This is a genomic window from Cellulomonas sp. P5_C6 (assembly GCF_054049635.1).
Genome location: NZ_JBFULZ010000039.1, coordinates 1 through 25,928, shown reverse-complemented (window position 1 = coordinate 25,928; position 25,928 = coordinate 1). Strand labels below are relative to the sequence as shown.

At 73.1% G+C, this 25,928-nt stretch carries 27 protein-coding genes and 4 tRNA genes; 21 read left to right on the top strand and 10 right to left on the bottom strand.

From position 1 onward, the window contains the following. A partial coding sequence (locus ACXJKG_RS06855; RefSeq protein WP_456845004.1) for an SDR family NAD(P)-dependent oxidoreductase occupies positions 1–465 on the top strand: 465 nt, incomplete at its 5' end. Here the strand turns inward: ACXJKG_RS06855 and ACXJKG_RS06850 are convergent. The 3 genes from ACXJKG_RS06850 to ACXJKG_RS06840 form a co-directional block, all read right to left on the bottom strand. Then, entirely contained in the window at positions 381–731 is a 351-nt protein-coding gene (locus tag ACXJKG_RS06850; protein WP_456845003.1) for a hypothetical protein, read from the bottom strand. The genes ACXJKG_RS06855 and ACXJKG_RS06850 overlap by 85 nt on opposite strands. Before the next feature lie 79 nt (positions 732–810). Next, positions 811–1,503: a hypothetical protein gene (locus tag ACXJKG_RS06845; protein WP_456845002.1), complete on the bottom strand. Its 693-nt coding sequence runs from the start codon at positions 1,501–1,503 to the stop codon at positions 811–813. Positions 1,504–1,627: 124 nt separating this feature from the next. Then, positions 1,628–4,309 carry a LuxR C-terminal-related transcriptional regulator gene (locus ACXJKG_RS06840; protein WP_456845001.1) on the bottom strand — a complete coding sequence of 894 codons (2,682 nt, stop codon included), beginning with the start codon at positions 4,307–4,309 and terminating at the stop codon, positions 1,628–1,630. A gap of 345 nt (positions 4,310–4,654) precedes the next feature. Here ACXJKG_RS06840 and ACXJKG_RS06835 point away from each other — a divergent pair, with 345 nt between their 5' ends. From ACXJKG_RS06835 to ACXJKG_RS06825, 3 genes are read left to right on the top strand one after another with little or no spacing between them, the layout of a single operon-like run. Beyond that, positions 4,655–4,939, top strand: a complete 285-nt coding sequence (locus ACXJKG_RS06835; protein WP_456845000.1) for a DUF1918 domain-containing protein — start codon at positions 4,655–4,657, stop codon at positions 4,937–4,939. Further along, positions 4,926–5,918 carry a universal stress protein gene (locus tag ACXJKG_RS06830; RefSeq protein WP_456844999.1) on the top strand — a complete coding sequence of 331 codons (993 nt, stop codon included), beginning with the start codon at positions 4,926–4,928 and terminating at the stop codon, positions 5,916–5,918. The genes ACXJKG_RS06835 and ACXJKG_RS06830 overlap by 14 nt, the downstream gene beginning before the upstream one ends. Positions 5,919–5,927: 9 nt before the next feature. Next, complete coding sequence (locus ACXJKG_RS06825; protein ID WP_456844998.1) at positions 5,928–7,643, top strand: SulP family inorganic anion transporter; 1,716 nt, start codon at positions 5,928–5,930, stop codon at positions 7,641–7,643. A gap of 39 nt (positions 7,644–7,682) precedes the next feature. On the opposite strand, the gene ligD is transcribed toward ACXJKG_RS06825, so the two are convergent. From ligD to ACXJKG_RS06800, 5 genes are all read right to left on the bottom strand, one after another. Next, on the bottom strand, positions 7,683–8,660 hold the full coding sequence (ligD, locus tag ACXJKG_RS06820) for a non-homologous end-joining DNA ligase (RefSeq protein WP_456844997.1): 978 nt from the start codon (positions 8,658–8,660) through the stop codon (positions 7,683–7,685). A gap of 132 nt (positions 8,661–8,792) precedes the next feature. Beyond that, positions 8,793–9,005, bottom strand: a complete 213-nt coding sequence (locus ACXJKG_RS06815) for a hypothetical protein (RefSeq protein ID WP_456844996.1) — start codon at positions 9,003–9,005, stop codon at positions 8,793–8,795. A gap of 165 nt (positions 9,006–9,170) precedes the next feature. Further along, positions 9,171–9,245 (bottom strand) — tRNA-Val (locus ACXJKG_RS06810). A 23-nt stretch (positions 9,246–9,268) separates the two neighbouring features. Further along, positions 9,269–9,339, bottom strand: a tRNA-Cys gene (locus ACXJKG_RS06805). A gap of 55 nt (positions 9,340–9,394) precedes the next feature. Continuing rightward, positions 9,395–9,466 (bottom strand) — tRNA-Gly (locus ACXJKG_RS06800). Between the two features lie 146 nt (positions 9,467–9,612). On the opposite strand from ACXJKG_RS06800, the gene ACXJKG_RS06795 reads away from it, so the two are divergent. After that, positions 9,613–10,677, top strand: a complete 1,065-nt coding sequence (locus ACXJKG_RS06795; protein WP_456844995.1) for a chorismate-binding protein — start codon at positions 9,613–9,615, stop codon at positions 10,675–10,677. A gap of 4 nt (positions 10,678–10,681) precedes the next feature. Further along, a complete protein-coding gene (locus ACXJKG_RS06790) occupies positions 10,682–11,545 on the top strand; it encodes an aminotransferase class IV (protein ID WP_456844994.1) in 864 nt (287 codons plus the stop codon). Between the two features lie 61 nt (positions 11,546–11,606). Here ACXJKG_RS06790 and ACXJKG_RS06785 read toward each other — a convergent pair whose 3' ends face one another. Continuing rightward, positions 11,607–12,035 (bottom strand): SsgA family sporulation/cell division regulator, encoded by a 429-nt coding sequence (locus tag ACXJKG_RS06785; RefSeq protein WP_456844993.1) that lies wholly within the window; start codon positions 12,033–12,035, stop codon positions 11,607–11,609. A gap of 287 nt (positions 12,036–12,322) precedes the next feature. Between ACXJKG_RS06785 and ACXJKG_RS06780 the strand changes: the two genes are divergently transcribed. The 9 genes from ACXJKG_RS06780 to ACXJKG_RS06740 all read left to right on the top strand — a co-directional run bounded on the left by ACXJKG_RS06780 (position 12,323) and on the right by ACXJKG_RS06740 (position 20,215). Further along, positions 12,323–12,395, top strand: a tRNA-Val gene (locus ACXJKG_RS06780). Between the two features lie 132 nt (positions 12,396–12,527). Further along, positions 12,528–14,540, top strand: a complete 2,013-nt coding sequence (thrS, locus tag ACXJKG_RS06775) for a threonine--tRNA ligase (RefSeq protein WP_456844992.1) — start codon at positions 12,528–12,530, stop codon at positions 14,538–14,540. 3 nt (positions 14,541–14,543) lie between these two features. After that, complete coding sequence (locus ACXJKG_RS06770; protein ID WP_456844991.1) at positions 14,544–15,095, top strand: HIT family protein; 552 nt, start codon at positions 14,544–14,546, stop codon at positions 15,093–15,095. 7 nt (positions 15,096–15,102) lie between these two features. Beyond that, positions 15,103–15,714, top strand: a complete 612-nt coding sequence (gene pgsA, locus ACXJKG_RS06765; RefSeq protein ID WP_456844990.1) for a phosphatidylinositol phosphate synthase — start codon at positions 15,103–15,105, stop codon at positions 15,712–15,714. After that, positions 15,711–16,673 (top strand): phosphatidylinositol mannoside acyltransferase, encoded by a 963-nt coding sequence (locus tag ACXJKG_RS06760; RefSeq protein WP_456844989.1) that lies wholly within the window; start codon positions 15,711–15,713, stop codon positions 16,671–16,673. Before pgsA ends, ACXJKG_RS06760 begins: the two co-directional genes overlap by 4 nt. Next, the gene (locus ACXJKG_RS06755) at positions 16,670–17,893 is read left to right on the top strand and encodes a glycosyltransferase family 4 protein (protein ID WP_456844988.1); all 1,224 of its coding nucleotides are present in this window, start codon (positions 16,670–16,672) and stop codon (positions 17,891–17,893) included. The genes ACXJKG_RS06760 and ACXJKG_RS06755 overlap by 4 nt, the downstream gene beginning before the upstream one ends. After that, entirely contained in the window at positions 17,890–18,546 is a 657-nt protein-coding gene (locus ACXJKG_RS06750) for a hypothetical protein (RefSeq protein WP_456844987.1), read from the top strand. The genes ACXJKG_RS06755 and ACXJKG_RS06750 overlap by 4 nt, the downstream gene beginning before the upstream one ends. A 107-nt stretch (positions 18,547–18,653) precedes the next feature. After that, entirely contained in the window at positions 18,654–19,577 is a 924-nt protein-coding gene (pdxS, locus tag ACXJKG_RS06745) for a pyridoxal 5'-phosphate synthase lyase subunit PdxS (protein WP_370503673.1), read from the top strand. Then, a complete protein-coding gene (locus tag ACXJKG_RS06740) occupies positions 19,574–20,215 on the top strand; it encodes an NUDIX hydrolase (RefSeq protein ID WP_456844986.1) in 642 nt (213 codons plus the stop codon). The genes pdxS and ACXJKG_RS06740 overlap by 4 nt, the downstream gene beginning before the upstream one ends. Position 20,216: 1 nt before the next feature. On the opposite strand, the gene kynU is transcribed toward ACXJKG_RS06740, so the two are convergent. Next, the gene (kynU, locus tag ACXJKG_RS06735; RefSeq protein ID WP_456844985.1) at positions 20,217–21,446 is read right to left on the bottom strand and encodes a kynureninase; all 1,230 of its coding nucleotides are present in this window, start codon (positions 21,444–21,446) and stop codon (positions 20,217–20,219) included. A 77-nt stretch (positions 21,447–21,523) separates the two neighbouring features. Here kynU and pdxT point away from each other — a divergent pair, with 77 nt between their 5' ends. The 6 genes from pdxT to yajC all read left to right on the top strand — a co-directional run bounded on the left by pdxT (position 21,524) and on the right by yajC (position 25,877). Then, positions 21,524–22,123, top strand: coding sequence for a pyridoxal 5'-phosphate synthase glutaminase subunit PdxT (pdxT, locus tag ACXJKG_RS06730; protein WP_456844984.1), 600 nt, complete (start codon positions 21,524–21,526; stop codon positions 22,121–22,123). Between the two features lie 58 nt (positions 22,124–22,181). Beyond that, complete coding sequence (locus tag ACXJKG_RS06725; RefSeq protein ID WP_456844983.1) at positions 22,182–22,937, top strand: YebC/PmpR family DNA-binding transcriptional regulator; 756 nt, start codon at positions 22,182–22,184, stop codon at positions 22,935–22,937. Positions 22,938–23,037: 100 nt separating this feature from the next. Continuing rightward, positions 23,038–23,604 carry a crossover junction endodeoxyribonuclease RuvC gene (gene ruvC / locus ACXJKG_RS06720; RefSeq protein ID WP_456844982.1) on the top strand — a complete coding sequence of 189 codons (567 nt, stop codon included), beginning with the start codon at positions 23,038–23,040 and terminating at the stop codon, positions 23,602–23,604. Between the two features lie 82 nt (positions 23,605–23,686). Further along, the gene (gene ruvA / locus ACXJKG_RS06715) at positions 23,687–24,298 is read left to right on the top strand and encodes a Holliday junction branch migration protein RuvA (RefSeq protein ID WP_456844981.1); all 612 of its coding nucleotides are present in this window, start codon (positions 23,687–23,689) and stop codon (positions 24,296–24,298) included. Beyond that, entirely contained in the window at positions 24,291–25,349 is a 1,059-nt protein-coding gene (gene ruvB, locus ACXJKG_RS06710; RefSeq protein WP_456844980.1) for a Holliday junction branch migration DNA helicase RuvB, read from the top strand. The genes ruvA and ruvB overlap by 8 nt, the downstream gene beginning before the upstream one ends. 105 nt (positions 25,350–25,454) lie before the next feature. Beyond that, complete coding sequence (gene yajC / locus ACXJKG_RS06705; protein WP_456844979.1) at positions 25,455–25,877, top strand: preprotein translocase subunit YajC; 423 nt, start codon at positions 25,455–25,457, stop codon at positions 25,875–25,877. Positions 25,878–25,928 lie beyond the last annotated feature (51 nt).

The window sequence follows — 25,928 nt, the reverse complement described above, 5'->3', positions numbered from 1 at the left end:
GACGAGGAGTGGCACAGGGTCCTGGACGTCAACGTCGTCGGCCTCGCCCGCGTGAGCCGTGCGGCCCTCCCGCACCTGCGCACGTCGGAGCACGCGGCGATCGTGAACGTGTGCAGCGTCGTCGCCAGCGTCGGCGTGCCCAACCGGGCCCTCTACGCGGCGAGCAAGGGTGCGGTGGCGGCGGTGACCCTGGCGATGGCCACGGACCACGTGCGCGAGGGGATCCGCGTCAACGCCGTCACGCCGGGCACCGCGGACACGCCGTGGGTCGGGCGACTCCTCGCGGCCGCCCCCGACGCCGAGGCCGCGGCGGCCGCGCTCCGGGCGCGTCAGCCCATGGGGCGCCTGGTGTCCGCGGCCGAGGTCGCGCACGCCTGCGCCTATCTGGCGTCGCCGCTCTCGTCGTCGACGACGGGGACGATCCTCGCGGTCGACGGCGGCATGGCGGGCCTCCGCCTCACCTGACCGGAGTGGGCGTCGGGCCTCGGGCCGGTGGCTCCGGGGAGCTCGACGATCGTCACCGAGATCAGGGTGAGACCGAGGTCGCGGACCCCGGCGAGCAGCCCGTGCAGCGCCGCCTGGTCGGCCACGGTGCCGATGAGGCTCGTCGTGCCGTCCGGCTCGCGGGTCAGGGTGAGGTYCTCGAACCGCTGCGACCAGCGGTCGTCGAGGTGTCCGGCTACCCGCAGCGCGTACACGGCCGCGGTCCCGGGACCGAATCGGCGCGTCACGCGACCACGGCCGTCGGCAGCGCAGAGCCCCACCCCGTCGACGATGTCGACCGGGTGGGGCGGCATGCCGCGTGATCGGTCACTTGGCGCCGGCCGTGTCGAGCCGCGGGCTCATCGCGTCCGGCAGGGGGACAGCAGCCGCGGTGCGCTGGTCGCGCCACAGGGAGTAGCCCAGGCCGACCAGCGCGACCCCGGTAGGGATGGCGAACAGCCGGAAGTTGACCTGGGGGAGCAGGGGGATGGCGAGGGTGGAGACGGCGCCGAGGGCGAGGAGCGCGGCGGCCCACCGGGCGAGGACGCGGGCGCGGAACAGGGCGATGCCGAACAGGAGGCCGCCGGCCAGGTAGAGCACGCCGTCGAGGTTGATGAGGAGCCCCATCAGGCCGATGTCGCCGGTGGCATGCCCGCCGGGAACCGCCACGGCGAGGATGTCGGAGACGTAGCCGGGTGAGGAGTGAGCGATGGCGGGCAGGACGACCGCACCCGTGACCTCGATGCTCACCATGAAGACGAAGCCGAGAGCGAGCACGACGTACCCGATCAGGCCGAGCAGCCCGGTGCGCCTCACCTGGCGCAGGTACATGCCGGTGATGCCGGCGAGCGACAGGGTGGCGAACGCGATCTTCATGGACTGGCGCAGCTTCCACTCGGTCGTGGAGATGAAGTCGAGGTCCAGGTGCGGGTGGTTGATCTGCACGCCGATGTACAGCAGGCCCCCGACGACGGCGGCAGCACCGGCGGCGMGGGTGAGGGTGGTCGTGGTGATGGTCATGTCCGGCTCCTGTTCGAGGTCCGGGGCGGTGCGCCGCGGGGTGACTCGAACGCTAGGGACGGACGTGGTGGCCGGGCATCACCACATCATGTGAACGACGATGTGAGATCGACTGCCCGACCGGCTACGTCAGGCCGCGTTCCCGCGCGCGGCTGACCGCCGCCCGACGCGTGGTGACCCCGAGCTTGGTGAAGATGCGCTTGGTGTGGCTGCGCAGGGTGTTGACCGTGACGAACAGCTCGCGGGCGATCTGCGGACCGGTCAGCTCGCTGTCGAGCAGCCGCAGCACCTGGAGCTCCCGCTCGCTCAGCTGCTCCGCGGACGACGGGCCGAGCRGCGTCCCGTMGTCCGGCGCGGTGCCGAGGCCGAGGAGGCGACGCGGGTGCTCGCCGGCGGAGCCCTGGAGCTCGGCGGCGTGCAGCAGCCGACGCATCGGCTCGCCCTCGTCCAGGAAGAGTCGGACATAGGCCGTGGGCTCGGGAGCGTCGGCCCAGGACTGCCCGAGGGCCTCCAGCGCCCGCCCCCGATCACCCAGCGCCTCGTGCGCCAGCGCGGCCAGCATCCGGATCTCGACGAGGCTCCCGGCCCGTCCCGAGGCGGCGGCCGMCTCGTGCAGCCGGGCCAGCAGGCCGAGCGCCTCGCCGAGCGCGTCGGCGTCCGGGTGCTCCCGGTGGCTCGCGACGAGCAGCCGCACGAGGGTCAGGTGGTCGAACTCGCGCAGGTACGCGACCTCGTCCGTGGCGGCCACGCCGCGTTCGGATGCCCAGTCGCCGGCCTCCGACAGTCGCCCCTGAGCGATCCAGGCGCGGGCCCGGATCGCCGCGACGGGTCGCAGGTCCGGGAAGAACCCGGGCAGGTAGAGCTGCTCCGCCGTCTCGAGGAGGCTGATCGCCGCCTCCTGGTCGCCCTCGGCGCCGCTGATCCGCGACATCGCCACGAACCACCGGTACCGGCGCTCGGTCATCGCCGCTGCCTCGCCGAAGGCCTCCGCGCTCTCGAGGTGCTCCCGTGCGGCCGCGAGGTCACCGCTCTCGTAGTCCAGCTCGCTGAGGCCGACGTGCAGGTCGGGCATCGCCCGCAGCGCCCGGCCGCCGCTCGCCTCGCCGACCTGCCGCGCGCGCACGTAGAGCCGGCGAGCCGCGCTGGGCCTGCCCGCCGCGAGCCACATGTCCGCCAGCACGACGGTRCTGGTCAGCTCGTCGACCAGGTTGTCGCTCGCGTGCAGGCTCGCCACCGCCTGCGTGAACGTCTCCAGCGCGCTCGAGACGTCGCCCCGCGCCCAGGCGACGAGGGCCAGGAACCCCGCGGCGCCGCCTCGCGCGAGGTGGTCGTCGGGACCGGCCAGCACCAGAGCGCGCCGGGCGTGCTCCGCCGTACCCGCCAGGTCGCCTCGCGCCTGCGCGAGGGACGCGCGGTAGATGGCGATCGTCGCCGGCAACGTGCGGAGCTCCTCGGTCTGCGCCCACCGCGGATCCGGCCCGGCCGGGGCGGCGCCCAGCAGGCGTTCCGCGTCGTCCAGTCGCGGCTCGAACGCGTCGAGGTCGCCCGACGCCATGAGCATGTAGCCGAAGAAGACGTTGAGGACCGGGCTGCTCCGGACGACGTCATCGGGCAGCTCCTCGAGCCAGGTGAGCAGCGTCGCCTCGCGCCGGTCGCGACGGATGGCCGGCACGGCGAGCTCCATGAGGAAGGCGGCCCGGTCGACGTCGCCCGCAGCCAGGGCGTGCCGGACCGCGTCGTCGGCGAAGCCGTGTTCCTCGTACCACTGACTGGCCCTCTGGTGCAGGCGAGGGACCAGGTCCGGCCGCTCGGCGTGCAGGTGCGCACGGAGGACGTCGGCGAAGAGGTGGTGGTAGCGGAACCACTCTCGCTGGTCGTCCAGGGGGACGAGGAACAGGTTGGCCCGCTCGAGCCTCGTGAGCAGGTCGCGTCCGTCGTCACCCCCGACGACGGCGTCGCAGAGCGGCCCGGTGAGCCGGTCGAGGACAGCCGAGCGCAGCAGGAACTCGCGCACCGCCTCGGGTTGCTGCGCGAGCACCTCCTCCACGAGGTAGTCGACGAGGTACCGGTCGGTCCCGGTGAACCTGGCGATGAACCCGCCGACGTCGTCGCGCCCCTGGAGCGACAACGCGGCCAGCTGCAGCGCGGCGATCCACCCCTCGGTGCGTTCCTCCAGCGCCTCGACGTCCCCGGCGGTGAGCTGCAGTCCGGTGACCCCGGTGAGGTACTCGGCGGCCTCGTCGACCGTGAACCGCAGGTCGGCGGCCCGGATCTCGACCAGCTCCCCGCGCACCCGCCAGCGAGCGAGCGGGAGGTCGGGGTCGGCACGGGTGCTCAGCACCACGTGGACGTGCGGCGGGAGGTGCGTGAGCACCACGGTCATGCCCCGGCCCACCTCCGGGTCGTCCACGAGGTGGTAGTCGTCCAGGACCAGCCACACGTCGCCGGGTGCTGCATCGAGCTCGTTGACGAGCGTCGTGAGCATCAGGTCCGTCGACTGCTCCACCGCAGCCGGGCACGGGCCGCCGATCGCCCCGTGGAGTGCCGCGCCGACGTACCGCCAGAAGGTCGCCGCGTCGTTGTCCGCGGCATCGAGCGAGAGCCAGGCGACCGAGCGCCCGTCGCCGGGGGCGCCTGCAAGCCACTCGGCGAGGAGCGTCGACTTGCCGAAACCCGCCGGCGCGGACACCAGCACCAGTCTCGAGTCGGCTCCGCGGCGGATCCGCTCCAGCAGCCGTGGGCGTGCGACCAGACCACCTCGCGGCTTCGGGACGTGCAGCTTCGTCGCCATCAGGGGGCTCGCCACGCCATCCCCGTTCCCTGGAGCACCACCGCGGCCGAGGTGCGTCTCTCCACCCACGGTACCGGGCGTGCGAGCGCTCGTGATCGTGCTGCGGGCCGCGGCACGTGTCCGCGCACGTTCCCCTCGACCTCCCGCGCTGCCCTCAGGTGCACGGTCCCAAGGGCGCCCGGAGCGTGTAGAGGCTTTGGTCCCGTGCCRTGGTGTCCGGCGCGGGCGGGAGGAGCCGCGGGACCTCCGGCCCTGGTGGGCTCGACGCCCGGCCGCGCAGCCTGGAGCGGTGGCCCCCCGGGTGACACGGTCGGCTCGAGGCGAGGCACGGGTGGGACGAGCGACCGGGCGGAGGACGACATGAAGGCCAGCGTCGGTGACCGGCTCGTCGTGACAGGCGGCCACCTCGGCGAACCCGTCCGGGACGCCGAGGTCCTGGAGGTGCGCGGTCGCGAGGGCGCGCCGCCGTACCTCGTGAGGTGGTCGGACTCGGGGCGCACGGGCCTGTTCTTCCCTGGTCCGGATGCCGTCATCGGCGCCCCGGTCGCGCGGTTGCGGAAGCGGAGGCCGGAGGCGGACGGGCTCGTCGAACCCGTCCTGACCGTCGCGTCGCCGGATGCCGGGACGTGTCATGCGCGCGGCTGATGCGGCCGTCGAGGCCGTGGTGGTGGGGGTCGACGGCTCGGATGCGGCCCTCCGCGCGGTCGACACTGCTGCCTCCATGGCGCAACAGCTGGGCCGTCGGCTCGACGTGGTCCACGCCTTCGTCTGGCCCGGGCTGCGGGCCCCCGTCGTCCCCGCCCCCGACACCGTCCCCGTCGGCGGGCTCCGACGGGATGCGGAGCGCATCGTGGAGCAGGGCGTCGACCGCGCCCGCAGCGTGGCACCCGACGTCACGGTCGACGGACACGTCGTCAGCGGCGCACCCGAACCGGTGCTCCTGCGGGCGAGCATCGACGCCGCCCTGCTCGTGGTCGGTGACCGCGGGCTCGGCGGGTTCTCGGGCCTGGTGCTCGGCTCCGTCGCCGTCGAGCTCGTCACCTACGGCCGGTGCCCCGTCCTCGTCGTGCGCGGGCGCCCCGAGCCGTCGGGTCCCGTCGTGGTGGGGGTCGACGGCAGCGACGCCTGCACGACGGCCATCGACCTCGCGCTCGTCTGCGCCGCTGCCCACGGGGCGACGCTCCGGGCGGTCCACGCGGCTCCCGAGCACAGCGGTGGACCAGGTGACGACGGGGTCGACGTGCAGAACGTCTTCCGACACCTCGAGGCCCGACGACGCGCCTACGCGACGGTGCCCGTCGAGAAGCTCGTGCTGCACGGCGACGCCCGCAAGGCACTGATCGACGAGAGCACGCGTGCTCGACTCGTCGTCGTGGGTTCTCGGGGCCGCGGAGGCTTCGCCGGTCTGCTCCTCGGTTCCGTGAGCCAGGCGACGCTGCACCACTCGTCCTGCCCGGTGGCCGTCGTCCCGCACCGCGCAGAAGGACTGCGGCTGCGCCTCGACCGGCCGGCAGGTGCCCACGTCCGTGGGCCGGCCGATCCCGACGCAGCGGCGGCCCACGACCCCGCCGGCAGTGGTGTCGGGTACGTGCGCCCTGGCCGGCTGTCGGGGGCCGGGTCCTAGGCTCGAGTGATGGACCGCGGGCGGGTCGCAGGGCTGCTCCCCGGCGTCGGTGTCGCCCGGCGCTATGAGCGGGCATGGCTCCGGTCCGACCTGATCGCGGGGACCTCGCTCGTCGCGGTCGCCATCCCCGCGGGCATGGCGTACGCCGCCGCCGCCGGGCTTCCGCCCGTCACGGGCCTGTACGCGACCATCGTCCCGCTGCTCGTCTACGCGCTCGTGGGGCCGTCGCGGGTGCTCGTGCTCGGGCCGGACTCGTCGCTGGCGCCGATGATCGGCGCCGCGGTCCTGCCGCTCGCGCTCGGCGACACCGACCGGACCGTCGCGCTGGCCGGCATGCTGGCCGTCCTGATGGGCCTCATGCTCATCGGCGGCCGCGTGCTGCGGCTCGGGTTCCTGACCGGGCTGCTCTCGATGCCGATCCGTGTCGGGTACATGAACGGGATCGCGCTGGTCGTCATCGCCGGTCAGCTGCCCAAGCTGCTCGGCATCTCGGTTCCCTCCGGCTCGGTCTGGGAGCACCTCGGTCAGACGATCACGGCGGTCGCCGACGGCCAGGTCAACGGCGCGGCGGCGGCGATCGGCGTCGGCTCCCTCGCGGTCATCGTCGGTGCGCGCCTGCTCGGTGCCACCGCCCAGGGCATCGTGCTGGCGGTCGTCGGAGCGACCGTCCTGACCGCCGTGCTCGGGCTCGCCGACCAGATCCCCGTCGTCGGCGCCCTGCCGACCGGCCTGCCCTCGCCGGCCCTGTCGGGCCTCGAACCCGGGGACGCGCTCGCGCTGGTCGGTCCCGCGGCCGGCATCGCGCTCATCACGTTCGCCGACACGACCGTGCTGTCGCGCGCGCTCGGCGGCAGCCGGGGGGAGACCGTCGACGGCAGCCAGGAGATGGGTGCGCTCGGGGCGAGCAACCTCGCGACCGGGCTGCTGGGCGGCTTCCCCGTCTCGGGCAGCGCGTCGCGCACGCCGGTCGCGGTCCAGGCGGGCGCCCGCACGCAGCTGACCGGTGTCGTCGCTGCGCTGCTGATCGTCGTGTTCATGCTGGTCGCGCCCGGCCTGTCCGCGTACCTGCCGTCGGCCACGCTGGCCGCGGTCGTCATCTCGGCCGCGTCCTCGTTCGTCGACGTCCGCACGTTCGTCCGCCTGGTGCGGATGAGCCGCAGCGACGCGGCGCTGCTGGTCGCCGCGTTCCTCGGCGTGGCCTTCGTCGGCGTGCTGCAGGGCATCCTCGTCGCCGTCGCCCTGTCGCTCGCCGTGTTCGTCCGCCGAGCATGGGAGCCGTACCGCGCCGAGCTGGTGAGCGTCGAGGGCGTGCCGGGGTTCCACGACCTGAGCCGCCACCCCGAGGGCGAGCGCATCCCGGGGCTCGTGATCGCGCGGTTCGACGCCCCCCTGTTCTTCGCCAACGGCGACGTCTTCGACACCTGGGTGCGGGGGCTCGTCGCGGCTGCCCCGGCCCCCGTGCACCGCGTGATCATCGCCGCGGAGCCGATCACCGGCCTCGACACGACCGCGCTCGACGAGCTCGTCGAGCTGGACGACTACCTCGCGGCGCTCGGCGTCGACCTGGTGTTCGCGGAGATGAAGGGCCCGGTGAAGGACCGACTGGTGCGCTTCGGGGTGGGCAGCCGGTTCGGGCCCGACCACTTCTATCCCACCGTGCACAGCGCGGTGCGCGCCTACCGGGTCGAGCAGGCCGGGCCCGCCGACGTGCCCGACGCGGGCTGACGGCGCCGGGCTCGTCGGACGTGCCGGCGGACCTCGGTCCTAGGTCGGCTCGCCGGCCTCGTCGTCCGGGGGCGCCGATGCCCCGTCCCGCTCGTCGCGCTCGGCCCACTGCAGCAGCGGCGCCAGGTCGAACACCGCGTCGTCGATGCCGGCGTGCAGGTCGCCGAGCTCGGCGAAGCGGTCCGGGACCGTGCGCAGGGTGCAGTCGTGCGGGTCGACGTCGTCGATCTCGTCCCAGCGCAGCGGCGTCGACACGGTGGCGTCGGGGGTCCCGCGCACCGAGTAGGCCGAGGCGATGGTGTGGTCGCGCGCGTTCTGGTTGTAGTCGACGAACACCAGCGACGGATCACGGTCGCGGCGCCACCACGTGGTGGTGACGTCGTCGGGCGCTCGACGCTCCACCTCGCGCGCGAATGCCAGGGCCGCTCGGCGGACGTCCGCGAACCCGTGCTCGGGCTCGATCCGCACGTACACGTGCAGCCCGGAGCCGCCGGAGGTCTTCGGCCAGCCGACCGCGCCCAGCTCGTCCAGGACCTCTCGTGCGACGTGGGCCACCCGCCGCACGCGGTCGAAGGGGCAGTCCGGCATCGGGTCCAGGTCGATGCGCCACTCGTCGGGGCGCTCGGTGTCGGCCCGGCGGCTGTTCCACGGGTGGAACTCGACGGTCGACATCTGGACCGCCCAGATCACGTGGGCCAGCTCGGTCACACACAGCTCGTCGGCCGTGCGGCCGTAGCGCGGGAAGTAGAGCTCCACGGTCTCCATCCACGGGGGCGCCCCGCGCGGCAGGCGCTTCTGGTGCACCTTCTCGCCCGCGACGCCCGTGGGGTAGCGGTGGAGCATGCACGGGCGCTCCCGCAGCGCGCGCACGATGCCATCGCCCACGGCGAGGTAGTACTGCGCGAGGTCGAGCTTGGTCGCGCCGCTGGCGGGGAAGTAGACGCGCTCGGGGTTCGAGAGCCGCACGGTGCGCGACCCGACCTCGAGCTCGACGGCGGGTGAGCTGTCGGGGGCCATGGCTCATTCAAGCGTGCCCCGCGCCGCTGGTCAGTCGACACGGCCTGGCGCGGCGCTGCTCGATCCGCTGCCGACGCCGCGCTCGGTCACGTCGTCGAGGCGGCTGGCACGTGGCAGCGCGCCGTCGAGCTGTCAGGACTCGCGAGTCGCACCGCGTCGGCGGATCCAGATCGTCGTGGTCGTGATGACGAACGACGTGGCGGTGAGCCACACCCCCACCGTCCGCATGAGGATCGCGCCGATGACGACGGCTACTGCAACTCCGGTGAGTACCCAGAGCGCCGGGAGCGACGGGGTCCATAGCGGCAGCGCGGTCGTCTTGGCGTTGCGCTGAGGATCGGCCATGGGCTGATCGTCGCACCGTGCGCTCGTCGTCGTGGGGGATATCGCTCGTCCACGAGTGGCGACCCCGTCTCGGACCGCGGCGGCACGACGACAGTGGTTGGCGCCACGTTCGTGGCAGGGCACAAGAAAGGCCACCCGGAAAGGTGGCCTGACCTGCGGCAATGCTGGTGGGCGATACTGGGATCGAACCAGTGACCTCTTCCGTGTCAGGGAAGCGCGCTACCGCTGCGCCAATCGCCCGGTGTGAAGCCGGGTACTGCTTGAGGTGGAGATGGGATTCGAACCCACGTATACGGCTTTGCAGGCCGCTGCCTCGCCTCTCGGCCACTCCACCCTGAGACCGCAGTCCTCAGCGGCTGCATGCAGCCGATGTGGAGTGTCTGCCTCCGAGCGGACGACGGGATTCGAACCCGCGACCCTCACCTTGGCAAGGTGATGCTCTACCACTGAGCCACGTCCGCACAGCACGTCCCCCCGGTTTTCACCGGTGTTCCGTGTGCGTCCCGAACTCTAACTGACGATCTCCGCGAGAGTCCAACTGGCTCCGGGCAGGCGGGTGATCGTGCGGATCGACGGGTGTCCGAGCGCCGATCGGTAGCGTGTGCGGGTGCCCGAGCCCATCGTGAGTTCCCGCGGCGTCGCGTGGTTCGCGGGTGTCGAGGCGACCGGCGTCGTCGAGGTCGTGGACGTGCGCGCCCGGCCCGAGCGGCTCATGCAGCCGGGGTGGTGGGCGGTCGTCGGGGACTTCGAGGGTCGCGTGCGCGCCTGGCGGTTCGGGCGCACGACGTCGACCCGGCCGGCGACGGCGACGCCCTGGTCCGGGCCCGGAGCCGACGCGTGGTCGTCGTCGCTGGACCGTGCCGGGTACGTCGCGGCCGTGCGCCGGGTGCGCGATCACATCCAGGAAGGTGACGTCTACCAGGCAAATCTCTGCCGGGTGCTGAGCGCGCCGCTGCCCACGGCCGGGGGAGAGCCCGATGCCCGCGCGCTCGGCGCCGTCCTCGACGCCGGCAATCCCGCGCCCTTCTCGGGCGGTGTGCACGTGCCCGGCGAGGTGTGGGTGGTCACCGCGTCGCCGGAGCTGTTCCTGCGGGTCGAGGACGGCGTGGTGTCGTCCGGCCCGATCAAGGGGACGGCCGCGACAGCGGACGGGCTGACCGACAAGGACCGCGCCGAGAACGTGATGATCACCGACCTGGTCCGCAACGACCTGCAGAAGGTCTGCGCGCCCGGCACGGTCGAGGTCACGACGCTGCTGGGTGAGGAACATCACCCCGGCCTCGTTCACCTGGTGAGCACGGTGCAGGGGCGTCTCGACGACGACGTGGCGCGCGCGCCGGACCTGTGGGCCCGGCTGCTCGACGCGACCTACCCGCCGGGGTCGGTGTCGGGCGCGCCCAAGTCGTCGGCTCTCGACATCATCGCGGCGCTCGAGGCGGTCCCGCGCGGCCCCTACTGCGGTGCCGTCGGGTGGATCGAGGTCGGCGACGACGGGTCCGTGCGCGCGGAGCTGGCCGTCGGCATCCGGACCTTCTGGTGGGCCGACGACGTGCTGCTCTTCGGCACGGGCGCCGGGATCACGTGGGGGAGCGACCCGCAGGCGGAGTGGGCGGAGACCGAGCTCAAGGCCGCGCGTCTCGTGGGGCTGGCGTCGCACCCGGTGACAGACTGACCCGATGGGTGTCGTGATCTGGTCGAACGGTCGTCTGCACGGTCCCGAGGACCTGCTCCTGTCGGGGATCGACCACGGGCTGACCGTCGGCGACGGGGTCTTCGAGACGTGCGCCGTCTACGACGGGACGGCGTTCGCCCTCACCCGGCACCTGCGCCGGCTGACGCGCTCGGCGCTGGGCATCGGCCTGGCCGAGCCCGACGAGGACGCGGTCCGGGCCGGGGTCGCCGCCGTGCTCGCCGCCGCAGGCCCGGACACGGGACGGCTGCGGATCACGCTGACCGGCGGCCCTGGTCCGCTGGGGTCGCACCGGTTCGCGCCCGAGGAGCAGCGCCAGAGCGTCCTGGTGCTCGCGGGACCAGGCGCGCGGTCGGAGGTCTCGCGGGTGATCCGCGTGCCGTGGGTCCGGAACGAGCGCTCGTCGGTGGCCGGGCTGAAGACCACGTCGTACGCCGAGAACGTCGTCGCCGTGTCCGAGGCCTACCGGCTGGGTGCCGACGAGGCCGTGCTCGCCAACACCGTCGGGGACCTGTGCGAGGGGACGGCGTCCAACGTGTTCGTCGAGCTCGGCGGTGAGCTGGTGACGCCGCCGCTGTCGAGCGGGTGCCTGGCCGGCATCACGCGTGAGCTGCTGCTCGAGTGGGCGGCCGAGGCCGGCCTGCCCGTGCGCGAGGGCGCGCCGGGGGAGCTGCGCTACGACGTCCTCGACCGGGTCGGGGACGGCACCACGCACCTGATGATGAGCGGCTCGATCCGCAACGTCTCGCCGGTGGTCAGCCTCGACGGCTCGCCCGTCGCCGCCGGTCCCATCTCGCTGGAGGCGCAGCGCCTGTTCCAGGCCAGGCTCGCCGACGACCTGGACCCCTGACGGGTCCGGACATGCGACGACCGGCCCCGCCTCAGGCGGAACCGGTCGCGGTAAGTGGATGTCAGGCGGTCAGGAGAGCGGCGATGAGCGCCGTGATCTCGCCTTCCATGCGGTCGCTCTCGGTTCCCAGAGGCACGAGGGCCTCGGTCCCGGCGAGGAACCTCTCGATGGGCTCGGTGGGGGCGGCGAGGAGCGCGCTGCCCTCGACTCCACTGAGCGACACGAGCGTGTAGTCGGGGTCTTCGTCACGCCACACCTGCACGTCGCCGGTCCCGGCGGGGGCGTCGGCCGTCGCGTGCATCCCCAGGGAGAGGAGCTCGCGGCCGATGAGCCATGTCGACATGGTGTGCGGGCCGGTGAAGACCGCGCGCACCGTGTAGGGATCGGTGGTCCGGAAGGAGAACTCGGCGCTCACCGGGATGACGCTGGCGTCGGAACCGATGAGCTGCATGGCGACGACCTCGACGACGTCGTAAGTCGAGCTCGTCATCGGGTCCTCCTGTTCGCAAGGGCTGGAGGTCTCATCATGGCAGGCCAGGTGCCCGATTGGCCCGGTAGGAACCGGGAGTTCACCCGGAGGGACGCGCCCCCGAACGGGGACGAGAGGTGACAGCACCCATCCTGGTGACGGCGCCGCCCTTGACTTCGATGCGATGACCTGCAGGAGCCCGTTTCGGAAACTCGTGCCCGGCCGGGTAGCATCCTCCTCGAAGTCACCCGCGGGCGACAGGCATTAGTGGCACCCGGCGTGTCGCGAGTGGCGAAACCGCGGAAGACGGGCGATTGGCTCAGTTGGTAGAGCGCCTCGTTCACACCGAGGAGGTCATCGGTTCGAGTCCGGTATCGCCCACTCGACCAGGAGGGGTCGGCCCAGCGGGCCGGCCCCTCCTGACGTGTATATGAGGTCCGGTGGGCGGCGAGCCCGCCGGTAGCATCGAGGGGCTCGCCGCCAGGGCGAGCGGCCACGAAGGAGGCTGTACCGGTGCCCGAGCTCATCACCCTCACCGTCGACGGGATCGCGACCACGGTGGAGCCGGGGACGACGGGTACGGACCTGTACTCCTCCCGGCGCGACGTCGTCGTCGCCCGCGTGGACGGCGAGCTGCGCGACCTGCACCTGCCGGTGCCCGACGGCGCGGTCGTCGAGGCCGTGACCATCGAGGAGCCCGACGGCCTGGCCGTGCTGCGGCACTCTGCGGCGCACGTGCTGGCGCAGGCGGTGCAGGAGGTCAACCCGTCCGCGAGGCTGGGCATCGGCCCGCCGATCACCGACGGGTTCTACTACGACTTCGACGTGGACACCCCGTTCACCCCGGAGGACCTCAAGGCGATCGAGAAGGTCATGGGCCGGATCGTCAAGGAGGGCCAGACCTTCCGCCGGTGGGACGTCACCGAGGACGAGGCCCGCAAGGAGATGCGCGACGAGCCGTACAAGCTCGAGCTCATCGGCCTCAAGGGCGACCCGACCGCGGCCGACGGCGCGTCCGTGGAGGTCGGCCTCGGCGGGCTGAGCATCTACCAGAACGTGCGCGGTGCGGGCCGCGAGAGCGAGCAGGTCGTCTGGCAGGACCTCTGCCGCGGGCCGCACATCCCGAGCACCCGCCTGCTGGGCAACGGCTTCCAGCTGACCCGCTCGGCCGCCGCCTACTGGCGCGGGTCCGAGAAGAACCCGCAGCTGCAGCGCGTCTACGGCACCGCGTGGCCCACCAAGGACGAGCTGCGCGCCTACCTCGAGCGGATCGCCGAGGCCGAGCGTCGCGACCACCGGCGGCTCGGGACCGAGCTCGACCTCTTCTCCTTCCCGGACGAGATCGGCTCCGGCCTGGCCGTGTTCCACCCCAAGGGCGGCGTCATCCGCATGGAGATGGAGCACTACAGCCGGCTGCGGCACGTCCAGGGCGGGTACGAGTTCGTCAACACCCCGCACATCACCAAGAGCAAGCTGTACGAGATCTCGGGGCACCTCGACTGGTACTCGGAGGGGATGTACCCCCCGATGACCCTCGACGAGGAGCGCGACGCCGAGGGGCACGTGCGCAAGGCGGGGCAGCAGTACTACCTCAAGCCGATGAACTGCCCGATGCACAACCTGATCTTCGCGGCGCGCGGTCGCTCCTACCGGGAGCTGCCGCTGCGGCTGTTCGAGTTCGGGACCGTCTACCGGTACGAGAAGTCGGGCGTCGTGCACGGCATGACCCGCGCCCGCGGCTTCACCCAGGACGACGCGCACATCTACTGCACCCGCGAGCAGATGGCCGACGAGCTCACCACGACGCTGAAGTTCGTCCTCGACCTGCTCAAGGACTACGGGCTCGACGACTACTACCTGGAGCTCTCGACCAAGAACCCCGAGAAGTTCGTGGGTTCCGACGAGGTCTGGGACGAGGCCACCGAGACCCTGCGCCAGGTCGCCGAGGCGTCCGGGCTCGACCTCGTCCCCGACCCGGGCGGCGCCGCGTTCTACGGCCCGAAGATCTCCGTGCAGGTCAAGGACGCGCTGGGTCGCACCTGGCAGATGTCCACCATCCAGCTCGACTTCAACCTGCCCGAGCGGTTCGAGCTCGAGTACACGGCGTCCGACGGCAGCCGGCAGCGCCCGGTGATGATCCACCGCGCCCTGTTCGGCTCGGTCGAGCGGTTCTTCGCCGTGCTGACCGAGCACTACGGCGGCGCGTTCCCCGCGTGGCTCGCGCCCGTGCAGGTGCTGGCGGTGCCGGTGGCCGAGCCGTTCGAGGGGTACCTCGACGACGTCGTCGCGCAGCTGCGGGCGCAGGGGATCCGTGCGGAGGTGGACCGGTCAGACGACCGGTTCGGCAAGAAGATCCGCAACGCCAGCACGCAGAAGATCCCGTTCGTGCTCATCGCCGGTGGTGAGGACGCCGAGGCCGGTGCCGTGTCGTTCCGCTACCGCGACGGTCGCCAGGACAACGGCGTGCCCGTCGCGGAGGCGATCGAGCGGATCGTCTCGGCGGTGCGCGACCGCGTGCAGGTCTGAGCAGTGAGCGAACCTGCCGATCACTTCGCCGGGGTGCCGGACGGATTCGAGCGACTCTGGACGCCGCACCGCATGGCCTACCTCGGGGGGCAGGACAAGCCGGTCGACCGTGAGGCGGGCGACGGCTGCCCGTTCTGCCGCATCCCGACGCTGTCCGACGAGGACGGCCTGATCGTCGCGCGCGGCGAGGTCGCGTACGTGGTGCTCAACCTCTACCCGTACAACTCGGGGCACCTGCTGGTCTGCCCGTACCGGCACGTCGCCGACTACACGGAGCTGACCGGGCCCGAGGTGGCCGAGGTCGCCGAGCTGACGCGCACGGCCATGCGGGTGGTGCGCCAGGTGTCGGCGCCGCAGGGCTTCAACCTCGGCATGAACCAGGGCGACGTGGCCGGCGCCGGCATCGCGGCGCACCTGCACCAGCACGTGGTGCCGCGGTGGGGCGGGGACTCGAACTTCCTGCCGATCGTGGCCCGCAGCCGCGCGCTGCCCGAGCTCCTGGGCGACACGCGGGCGCGGCTGTCTGCCGCGTGGCCGACCTCGTCGAAGGGATGATCGGCACGTGCTGAACGGACTGCGCGGTGCCATGACGCGCTTCTTCACGCCCATCGCGCGGGCCCTGCTGCGAGCGGGCGTCTCGCCGGACGCCGTCACCATGGGCGGCACGCTCGTCGTCGTCGTCACCGCGCTCTGGGCGTTCCCCACCGGTCACCTGCTGCTGGGCACGCTGATCATCGCGGTCTTCGTGCTCACCGACTCGCTCGACGGCGTGATGGCTCGCCAGGCCGGGCGGTCCGGGCCGTGGGGAGCCTTCCTCGACTCGACCCTGGACCGGTTCGGCGACGGCGCGATCTTCGCCGGCCTGGTGCTGTGGTTCACCGCCGGCGGGGACGACCGGCTGTCCGCGGTTCTCGCCCTCGCGTGCCTCGTGCTCGGCTCGATCGTGCCGTACGCCCGAGCGCGGGCCGAGGGGCTGGGCATGACCGCATCCGGGGGCATCGCGGAGCGCGCGGACCGACTCGCCCTGGTGCTCGTCGCCACGTTCGCGGTGGGCGTCGGTGCGCCGACCGTCGTGCTCACCGTGGTGCTGGCCCTGCTCGCCCTGGCGTCGGCCGTGACCATCGTGCAGCGCATGACCAAGGTGCACCGCCAGGCCATGCAGGTGTCCGAGTGAAGCTGGACGTCGCCCGGGCGTACGCGGTCGCGTGGAGGGTGGCCGGTCGGCTGCCCGGACCGGTGCTGCGCACGCTCTGCGCCGCCGCCGCCGACGTCGCCTGGGTCCGGCACGGGGGAGGGGTGCGCCAGCTCGAGAAGAACCTGGCGCGGGTCCGGCCCGAGCTCGACCCCCGGGGCCTGCGCAGGCTGAGCCGCGCCGGGATGCGCTCGTACATGCGGTACTTCGGTGAGGCGTTCGCGCTGGCGACGATGTCGCAGGACCAGGTCGACGCCCGGGTCCGCGGCGTGGGCGTCGAGAACCTGCGGGTGCACACCGACCGTGACCAGGCCGTGGTGCTCGCGCTCGGCCACACGGGCAACTGGGACCTCGCGGGCGCCTGGGCCACGCGGGCGGTCGCGCCGGTCACCACCGTCGCCGAGCGGCTCGAGCCCGAGGAGCTCTTCCAGGAGTTCGTCGCGTTCCGCGAGGGGATCGGCATGACGATCTTCCCGCTCACCGGGGCCGGCGACGTGTTCCGCGGCCTCGTGCGGGCCGCGCGCGCCGGCGCCGGGCTCCTGCCCCTGCTCGCGGACCGCGACCTGACGGCGAAGGGCCTGGAGGTGGACCTCCTCGGCCACCGCGCCAGGTTCGCCGCCGGGCCGGCGGCCCTCGCGATCTCGACGGGCGCCCCGCTGGTGACCACCGTCATCTACTACGAACGGCTGCACGGCGCGCAACGGCGGGCCGCCGGCTCGCCCTGGGGCATCGTCATCCAGTTCAACAAGGCGATCGAGATCCCGGGGGGCGTCCCGCGCGCCGACCAGGTGCGCGTCATGACGCAGGCCTGGGTGGACCAGTTCGGCGCCGGCGTCCGGCAGCGCCCGCAGGACTGGCACATGCTGCAGAAGGTGTTCGTCGAGGACCTCGACCCGGCGAGGTACGCGGCGACCGTCGCGGCCGAGGAGAGCGTGCGATGAGCTCGCAGGCCGCCGAGCGCGCGCTCCGGGTCGGCATCGTCTGCCCGTACTCCTACGACGTGCCCGGCGGGGTGCAGTTCCACGTCCGGGACCTCGCGGAGGCTCTCATCGCGCGGGGGCACGACGTGTCCGTGCTCGTCCCCGCCGACGACGACACCCCGATCCCGCCGTACATGACGTCGGCCGGCCGGGCGATCCCGGTGCGCTACAACGGGGCGGTCGCCCGCATGACGTTCGGGCCGGTCACCGCCAACCGCGTCCGCAAGTGGCTCGCCGCGGGGGAGTTCGACGTCCTGCACCTGCACGAGCCCGTCACGCCGAGCCTCGGCATGCTCGCCCTGTGGATCGCCGACGGACCCATCGTGGCGACGTTCCACACCGCGCTGATCCGGTCCCGGCCGCTGCAGATGGCCTACCCGCTGGTGCGTCAGTCGCTGGAGAAGATCTCCGCCCGGATCGCCGTGTCGGAGGACGCCCGCCGCACGCTGGTCGAGCACATGGGGGGCGACGCGGTCGTGATCCCCAACGGGGTCTACGTCGACTCGTTCATCGCGGCCCGGCCGGACGCCCGGTGGACGGGCACGCCCGAGCGCCCGACCATCGCGTTCCTCGGCCGCCTCGACGAGGCGCGCAAGGGGCTGCCGGTGCTGCTCGAGGCGGTGCCGAGCGTGCTGGCCGAGATCCCCGGCGCCCGGTTCCTGGTCGCCGGTCGCGGCGAGACCGGTCCGGACGAGGTCCGCGAGCTGCTGGGCGAGCAGGCGGCGGCCGTCGAGTTCCTCGGCGGGATCACCGACGACGAGAAGGCCAGCCTGCTGGCGTCGGTCGACGTCTACTGCGGGCCGCAGACCGGCGGCGAGAGCTTCGGGATCGTGCTGGTCGAGGCGATGAGCGCGGGGGCGACCGTCGTCGCGAGCGACCTCGGGGCGTTCTCGCGCGTGCTCGACGACGGAGCCGCCGGCGTGCTGTTCCGGACGGGAGACAGCGCCGACCTGGCGCAGACCCTCGTGCGGGTGCTCCGCGACCCCGAGCTGCGCGCGAGGGTGTCCGCGCACGCCCTCGAGGTGGTCCGCCAGTACGACTGGTCGACCGTCACGGACCAGGTGCTGGCGGTGTACGAGATGGTCGTCGCCGACCGGCACGCGCCCGTCGGCGAGGATCCGTCGTCGGTCCGGGGTGCACGCCTGCTCGAGCTGCGCCGAGGGCGGGGTGACGCCCGATGAGGTGGTCCGAGATCACCGTCTACGTGACGATCGTCCTCGCGCTCGTCCTGTGGTGGGTGTGGGTCGCGGCGTCCCGCCTGGACCGGCTGCACCGGAAGGTCAACTCTTCGCGGGCGGTGCTCGACGCGCAGCTGGTCCGGCGCGCGACCGTCGCGGCCGAGCTTGCGACGTCCGGCCTGCTCGACCCGGTCAGCTCCGTGCTCGTCGGCGAGGCCGCGTGGGCCGCGTTGTCCACCGGGACCAGCGAGCTGCCCGCAGACCTGCGTGCGCTCGTCGGTCCCGACGACGTCCCGCCCGGTGGCGCCGCCCTCCTGGCCGTCGACCGTGGGCGGATCGAGAGCGAGCTGTCGGCCACCCTGCGGGAGGCGCTGGACGACGCCGACGAGGTCGCCGCGCTGCGGTCGGACCCCGCCGGCGACGAGCTGGTGGACCTCCTGGCCTCGTCCTGGTACCGGGTCCAGCTGGCCCGGCGGTTCCACAACGAGGCCGTCGTGCAGACCCGACGAGCCCGCCGCGGTCCGCTGGTGCGGCTGCTGCGGCTGGCGGGTCACGCGCCCGAGCCGCAGAGCCTCGAGCTCGACGACGCGTGGCCCGAGAACCTGGGTCGACCGGGCGCCCGCAGCGGCCCCGTGGAGACCCTGCCGCCCCGCTGAGACACGCCCGGGACGCCCTCCCGGACGGACTACGATTGCCCGATCAGGCCGCTGACCTCCCACGTGGCGGCCGTACCCCGACCGCACCACGATCTGTGAGGCTCGACGTGACCAGCGAGAACAGCCAGCCCACCACCGCGACGCACGCCGGCGTCATCGGCACCGCCCGCGTGAAGCGGGGGATGGCCGAGATGCTCAAGGGCGGCGTCATCATGGACGTCGTCACCGCGGACCAGGCGAAGATCGCCGAGGACGCCGGAGCCGTCGCCGTGATGGCCCTCGAGCGCGTCCCGGCCGACATCCGGGCCCAGGGCGGCGTCGCGCGCATGAGCGACCCGGACCTGATCGACGGCATCATCGAGGCCGTCTCCATCCCCGTCATGGCGAAGGCCCGCATCGGCCACTTCGTCGAGGCGCAGGTGCTCCAGTCGCTCGGCGTCGACTACATCGACGAGTCCGAGGTGCTGACCCCCGCCGACTACGCGCACCACATCGACAAGTGGGGCTTCACGGTTCCGTTCGTCTGCGGTGCCACCAACCTGGGCGAGGCCCTGCGCCGCATCACCGAGGGCGCGGCGATGATCCGCTCGAAGGGCGAGGCCGGCACGGGCGACGTCTCCAACGCGACCACGCACATGCGCACGCTGCGGGACCAGATCCGCCGCCTCACCTCGCTGCCGGAGGACGAGCTGTTCGTMGCCGCCAAGGAGCTCCAGGCGCCGTACGACCTGGTCAAGGAGGTCGCCCAGCTGGGCAAGCTCCCCGTCGTGCTGTTCACCGCGGGCGGCATCGCCACCCCGGCCGACGCCGCGATGATGATGCAGCTCGGCGCCGAGGGCGTGTTCGTCGGCTCCGGCATCTTCAAGTCGGGCAACCCGGCCGAGCGCGCCGCGGCGATCGTCAAGGCGACCACGTTCTTCGACGACCCGGACGTGATCGCCAAGGTGTCGCGCGGCCTCGGTGAGGCCATGGTCGGCATCAACGTCGAGGACGTGCCGGAGCCGCACCGGCTGGCCGAGCGCGGCTGGTGACGCAGGACGACGCAGTGGTGGAGGCCGCGGACGAGCAGTCCGCGGCCTCTGCCGTCCCTGCGCCCGTCGGCGGCCGCTCCGGCGCCGACGGGGGAGGCCCGGTGCACGGTCTCGGGCCCGAGTGGCGGCGCGGCGACGACGGCCTGCTGTTCCGGGAGGCCGCGCGGGTGATCCTGCTCGACGAGGACGACCGCGTGCTGCTGATCCGCGGGCACGACGTCGACCAGCCGGAGCGCAGCTGGTGGTTCACGGTCGGCGGCGGGATCGACGACGGCGAGGACGCCGCGTCGGCCGCGCTGCGCGAGGTGCGCGAGGAGACGGGCATCCTGCTCGACGCCGCGCAGCTGGTGGGGCCGGTGTTCACGCGCTCGGCCATCTTCGACTTCTTCCTCGAGCACTGCCGGCAGGACGAGATCCTCTACCTGGCGCGCGTGCCCGCGGCGTCCTTCGAGGCCGTCGACCGCGCCGGCTGGACCGAGCTCGAGCACGACGTCATCGACGAGCTGCGGTGGTGGGCGCTCGACGACCTGGACCGGGTCGAGATCGAGGTGTTCCCGGAGTCGCTGGTCGAGCTCGTGCGCGGCCTGCTGCCCGCCTGGGACGGCGTGACACGGCACCTGGGCCTCGCGCGCGAGTAGGTCAGGTGACGGCGTTCCGCGTCGTCCACTCCGGGTCGAGGTGCTCCTCGCGCTCGAGCACGACCCGCAGCGCCCGCACGGCGGTGACGAGGTCCGCGTGGGTCAGGTACGGCGCGGCGACGCCCAGGCGGACGATGTCGGGCATGCGGAAGTCGCCGACGACGCCGCGGGCGGCCAGCGCCTGGACGATGCCGTACGCGTCGGGGTGCCGGAGGGCGACCTGGGAGCCGCGGCGGTCGTCGGCCTCGGGCGAGGCGAGCTCGGCGTCCGGCAGCACCGTCGTGATCGCGTCGCGCAGGAACCGGGTCAGGGACACGGACCGGGCGCGGACGTCCTCGATCGCGACGTCGTCGAACGCGTGCAGAGCGGCCTCGAGCGCGAGCAGCGACAGCATCGGCGGGGTCCCGATCCGCGCCCGGCTGATCCCGGGCGCGCCCTCGTACTCGTCGGCCATCGCGAACGGCTGCGCGTGCCCGTGCCAGCCGGGCAGCACGTTGACGAACGCGTCCTGGTGCCGGGCGGCGACGTACCCGAACGCCGGGGCGCCGGGTCCGCCGTTCAGGTACTTGTAGCCGCAGCCCACGGCCAGGTCGACGCCGTGCTCGTCCAGCCCGACCGGCACGGCACCCGCGGAGTGGCACAGGTCCCAGAGGACGAGCGCGCCGGCGTCGTGCGCCGCCGCCGTGATGCCGGGCAGGTCGAGCAGGTCGCCGGTCCGGTAGTCCACGTGGGACAGCACGACGACCGCGACGTCGGGGCCCAGCCGGCCGGGGACCTCGTCCGGCGTGACGTGCTCGACGTGCCACCCGACCTGGTCCGCGACGCCGGCGACGACGTACTGGTCCGTGGGGAACGAGCCCGGCTCCGTGAGCACGACCGAGCGACCGGGACGCAGCGCAGCGGCGGCGTGCAGCGACTGGTGCAGGCGCACGCTGGTGGAGTCGCCGACCACGACCTGCCCGGGCGCCGCGCCGACGAGCCGGCCGATCGCGTCGCCCACGCGGACCGGCGCGTCCCACCAGCCGTGGGTGTTCCAGGACCCGATGAGGTCGTGGCCCCACTCCTGGCGCACCGCACGCTCGACCGCGTCCGGCACGCCCACCGGCAGCGCGCCGAGCGAGTTCCCGTCGAGGTACACGACGCCGGGCGGCAGGTGGAACCGGTGCCGCAGGTCGGTGAGGGCGTGAGCGGCGTCCAGAGCCGCTGCGCGCTGGTCGAGTTCGTGGGTCACAGGGCGGGAGCCTACGGGCCGGCCGCGGACTGGGCGCAGCGGCGGCGGTGCCCGATCGCGAACTAGGATCGCCCGTCGTGACCGTGACCGTCGGAGTCCTCGCCCTGCAGGGAGACGTGCGCGAGCACGTGCGCGCCCTCACCGCCGTGGGTGCCACCGCCGTCCCGGTGCGACGCAGCCGCGAGCTGGACGAGGTGGATGCGCTCGTCATCCCCGGCGGGGAGTCGACGACCATCGACAAGCTGCTGCGCGCGTTCGACCTGTTCGGCCCCGTCCAGGACCGGCTGCGCGCCGGGATGCCCGCGTACGGCTCGTGCGCCGGGATGATCCTGCTGGCCGACCGGGTGCTCGGCGGGATCGAGGGGCAGCAGACGCTCGGCGGGGTCGACGTCACCGTGCGGCGCAACGCGTTCGGCCGGCAGGTCGAGTCGTTCGAGACGGACCTGGCGATCGACGGCATCGACGGCCCGGTGCACGCCGTGTTCATCCGGGCGCCGTGGGTCGAGGAGGTCGGACCCGCGGCCACGGTGCTGGCGCGGGTGGAGTCCGGTCCCGCCGCCGGTAGGATCGTGGCCGTCCGCCAGGGCCCGTTGCTCGTGACCTCGTTCCACCCGGAGGTCACGGGGGACACCCGGGTGCACCAACTGTTCGTAGAGATCGTCCGCGACACCCTGTGAGCACCGGCGCTGCAGCCGGGCGCGGGGTCGACCGGGAGACGAAGGGGTAGCTGAAGCGATGTCGGGTCACTCCAAGTGGGCCACCACCAAGCACAAGAAGGCCGTGGTCGACGCCAAGCGGAGCAAGCTCTTCGCCAAGCTGATCAAGAACATCGAGGTCGCCGCGCGGACCGGCGGCGGTGACCTCGCGGGCAACCCGACCCTCTTCGACGCGGTCCAGAAGGCCAAGAAGAACTCGGTGCCCATCGACAACATCAACCGTGCGGTCAAGCGGGGCTCCGGCCAGGAGGCCGGCGGCGCCGACTACACGACGATCATGTACGAGGGCTACGGGCACGGCGGCATCGCGGTCCTCGTCGAGTGCCTGACGGACAACCGGAACCGCGCCGCGTCGGACGTCCGCGTCGCGTTCACGCGCAACGGCGGCCAGATGGCCGACCCGGGCTCCGTCTCGTACCTGTTCTCGCGCAAGGGCGTCGTCATCGTGCCCAAGGAGGGCACCGATGAGGACGCCGTGATGGAGGCGATCCTCGACGCGGGCGGCGAAGAGGTGAACGACCTGGGCGAGGCGTTCGAGGTCCTGTCCGAGGCCACCGACCTCGTCCCGGTCCGCACCGCGCTGCAGGATGCGGGCATCGAGTACGACTCGGCGGACGTCGTGTTCTGGCCGGCCACGCAGATCGAGGTCGACGCCGAGGGCGCCCGCAAGATCCTGCGCCTCATCGACGCGCTCGAGGACTCGGACGACGTGCAGAACGTCTACGCGAACTTCGACGCCTCCGACGAGGTCATGGCGGAGCTCGAGGACGACTGAGCCTGTCCCGGAGGGGCCCGGCCGCACCGCGGTCGGGCCCCTTCGTCGTCCCGGGCGTGGCCTCCCCGGCTGACCCCCGGTCGGCTGCGACCATGACGGCGTGCGCGTCCTCGGAGTCGACCCCGGCCTGACCCGGTGCGGTCTCGGCGTCGTCGACGGCCTCCCGTCCCGGCGCCTCGCGATGGTCGCCGTCGGTGTGGCGACGTCCGACGCCCTGTGGGACGTCGACCAGCGGCTGCTGTCGATCGAGCGGCAGATCGAGGAGTGGCTCGAGGAGCACGCCCCCGACGCGGTCGCCGTCGAGCGGGTGTTCGCCCAGCAGAACCTGCGGACCGTCATGGGCACCGCGCAGGTGGCGGGCATCGCCATGGTCGCCGCTGCCCGGCGTCGGATCCCCGTGGCCCTGCACACCCCGAGCGAGGTCAAGGCCGCCGTCACCGGCAACGGCCGGGCCGACAAGGCGCAGGTCCAGACCATGGTGCAGCGCCTGCTGCGGCTCGAGGAGCTGCCCCGGMCGGCCGACGCCGCCGACGCCCTGGCCCTCGCGGTATGCCACCTGTGGCGACCCGCCGGAGCGCTCGGAGCGCCCCAGCGCGCGCCCGGGTCGCTGACCGCCGCACAGCGTGCATGGGCCACCGCGGAGCAGGCGGCGCGGCGCCGCGGCTGACCGCGTGTCTTCGTACACCTGTTCGCCTGGGTGTGCCAGAGTGTCCGTCAGCTCTTGTTCTCTCAGTCAAGGAGGGTGACCGGTGATCGCGTCGGTCCACGGCACGGTGCAGGCGGTCCGGCTCGACGCGGCGGTGGTCGAGGTCGGGGGAGTCGGCCTGCTGGTGCACGCCACGCCCGCCACCCTCGCCGGCCTGCGGGTCGGGTCGACCGCGCAGCTGGCCACGTCGCTGCTGGTCCGGGAGGACGCGCTGACGCTCTTCGGGTTCGCCGACACCGACGAGCGCGAGGTCTTCGAGATCGTGCAGACCGTCAGCGGCGTCGGTCCCCGGCTCGCCCTCGCCATGCTCGCCGTGCACACCCCGGACGGGCTGCGTCGCGCGGTGCTGGACGAGGACATCAAGGCGCTCCAGCGCGTCCCGGGCATCGGGCTCAAGGGCGCCCAGCGCATCGTGCTGGAGCTCAAGGACCGGATCGGTGCCCCGGCGACCGCGTCCGCTCCTGCGGCGGCCGTCTTCGGCGGAGACCGCCGCGACCAGGTCATCGAGGCGCTCGTGGGGCTGGGCTKGAACGCGCGGGCCGCAGGGGACGCGGTGTCGACCGTCCTGGAGGGCGCCGAGGGGCCCGTCGCGGCCGACGAGGTGGCCGGCGTCCTGCGGGCCGCCCTGCGGACGTTGGGCGGCGGACGTGGCTGACGAGTACGACGAGCTGGTGACCGAGCGGTTCGCCGCCGAGTCGCTGGTCCAGCCGGGTGCTGACGACCTCGAGCGGGCCGCGGAGGCCGCGCTGCGCCCGCGGCGGCTGGACGAGTTCGTCGGCCAGCGCGTGGTGCGCGACCAGCTCTCGCTCGTGCTCGACGCCGCGCGCGGCCGCGGCCGGGCACCCGACCACGTGCTGCTCTCGGGCCCTCCGGGACTGGGCAAGACGACGCTCGCCATGATCATCGCTGCCGAGATGGGCGCGCCCCTGCGGGTGACCAGTGGACCGGCCATCCAGCATGCGGGCGACCTCGCCGCCGTCCTGTCCTCCCTCGAGGAGGGCGAGGTGCTGTTCCTGGACGAGATCCACCGGCTCGCCCGGCCCGCCGAGGAGCTGCTCTACATGGCCATGGAGGACTTCCGTGTCGACGTGATCGTCGGCAAGGGAGCCGGGGCCAGCGCGATCCCCCTGACGCTGCCGCCGTTCACGGTGGTCGGCGCCACCACCCGCGCGGGGCTGCTCCCCGCGCCGCTGCGGGACCGGTTCGGCTTCACGGCGCACCTCGACTTCTACTCCGCCGACGAGCTCGAGCGGGTGCTGGTGCGGTCCGCCGGCCTGCTCGGCGTCCCGCTCGACCACGAGGCGGCGGCCGAGATCGCGTCGCGGTCGCGGGGCACCCCGCGCATCGCGAACCGCCTGCTCAGGCGCGTGCGCGACTGGGCCGAGGTGCGCGGCGACGGCACGCTCAGCCTCGCGGCCGCCCGCGCGGCCCTGGAGGTGTACGAGGTGGACCAGCGGGGCCTCGACCGCCTGGACCGCGCCGTGCTGACCGCGCTGTGCACCCGGTTCGGCGGCGGACCCGTCGGCCTGACCACCCTGGCGGTGGCCGTGGCGGAGGAGGCCGAGACGGTCGAGACCGTGGCCGAGCCGTTCCTGGTGCGCGAGGGTCTGATCGGGCGGACGGCCCGCGGTCGGGTGGCGCTGCCGGCCGCCTGGGCGCACCTTGGTCTCGAGATGCCCCACGGATCGGGCACACTGTTCGGCTGAGCCGTTCCCGCATCCCGGAACCCTTCCCGGGGTCTGTGCGTTGGAGCGGCGAGCCGCTGCGCCTAGACTGCGGCGGACACACCACCCGATCGGAGCCTGTCAGCCGTGGATCCTTCCTTCCTCGTCATCCTTGCCGTCGCGCTCGGCGCCCTGTGGCTCATGTCGAACCGCACGCGCAAGCAGCAGCGGACGGCCTCGGAGTTCCGCAACAACCTCGCGGCCGGTGACGAGGTCATGACGGCGTCGGGTCTGCTGGGCACCGTGGTGGACGTCGAGGACGACGTGATCACGCTGGAGTCGGCGCCGGGCACGCAGACGCGCTGGATCCGCGCCGCGATCGCCAAGAAGATCGAGCCGGTGGTCGACGCGATCGACGACGACGTGGATGACGACGACGTCGACGACGTCGAGGACGACGTGCACGACGACGCGGTGCTCGACGCCACGGACGACGACGTGATCGACGTMCCGGACGACCTGTCCTCGCTGCCGCCCGCCCGCAAGGACGGGGACCCGGACACCAAGTAGACCGTTTGGCCGGGGTGACGACGCCCCGGCCTTGACCCCACCGGCCGCCTC

Coding starts and splice junctions, on each gene's coding strand:
- ACXJKG_RS06725 (WP_456844983.1), top strand. CDS start 22,182: ATGTCGGGTCACTCCAAGTGGGCCACCACCAAGCACAAGAAGGCCGTG.
- ACXJKG_RS06830 (WP_456844999.1), top strand. CDS start 4,926: ATGCGCGCGGCTGATGCGGCCGTCGAGGCCGTGGTGGTGGGGGTCGAC.
- ACXJKG_RS06790 (WP_456844994.1), top strand. CDS start 10,682: ATGGGTGTCGTGATCTGGTCGAACGGTCGTCTGCACGGTCCCGAGGAC.
- ligD (WP_456844997.1), bottom strand. CDS start 8,660: ATGGCCCCCGACAGCTCACCCGCCGTCGAGCTCGAGGTCGGGTCGCGC.
- ACXJKG_RS06815 (WP_456844996.1), bottom strand. CDS start 9,005: ATGGCCGATCCTCAGCGCAACGCCAAGACGACCGCGCTGCCGCTATGG.
- ACXJKG_RS06755 (WP_456844988.1), top strand. CDS start 16,670: ATGAGCTCGCAGGCCGCCGAGCGCGCGCTCCGGGTCGGCATCGTCTGC.
- ACXJKG_RS06825 (WP_456844998.1), top strand. CDS start 5,928: ATGGACCGCGGGCGGGTCGCAGGGCTGCTCCCCGGCGTCGGTGTCGCC.
- ACXJKG_RS06835 (WP_456845000.1), top strand. CDS start 4,655: ATGAAGGCCAGCGTCGGTGACCGGCTCGTCGTGACAGGCGGCCACCTC.
- ACXJKG_RS06750 (WP_456844987.1), top strand. CDS start 17,890: ATGAGGTGGTCCGAGATCACCGTCTACGTGACGATCGTCCTCGCGCTC.
- ACXJKG_RS06785 (WP_456844993.1), bottom strand. CDS start 12,035: ATGACGAGCTCGACTTACGACGTCGTCGAGGTCGTCGCCATGCAGCTC.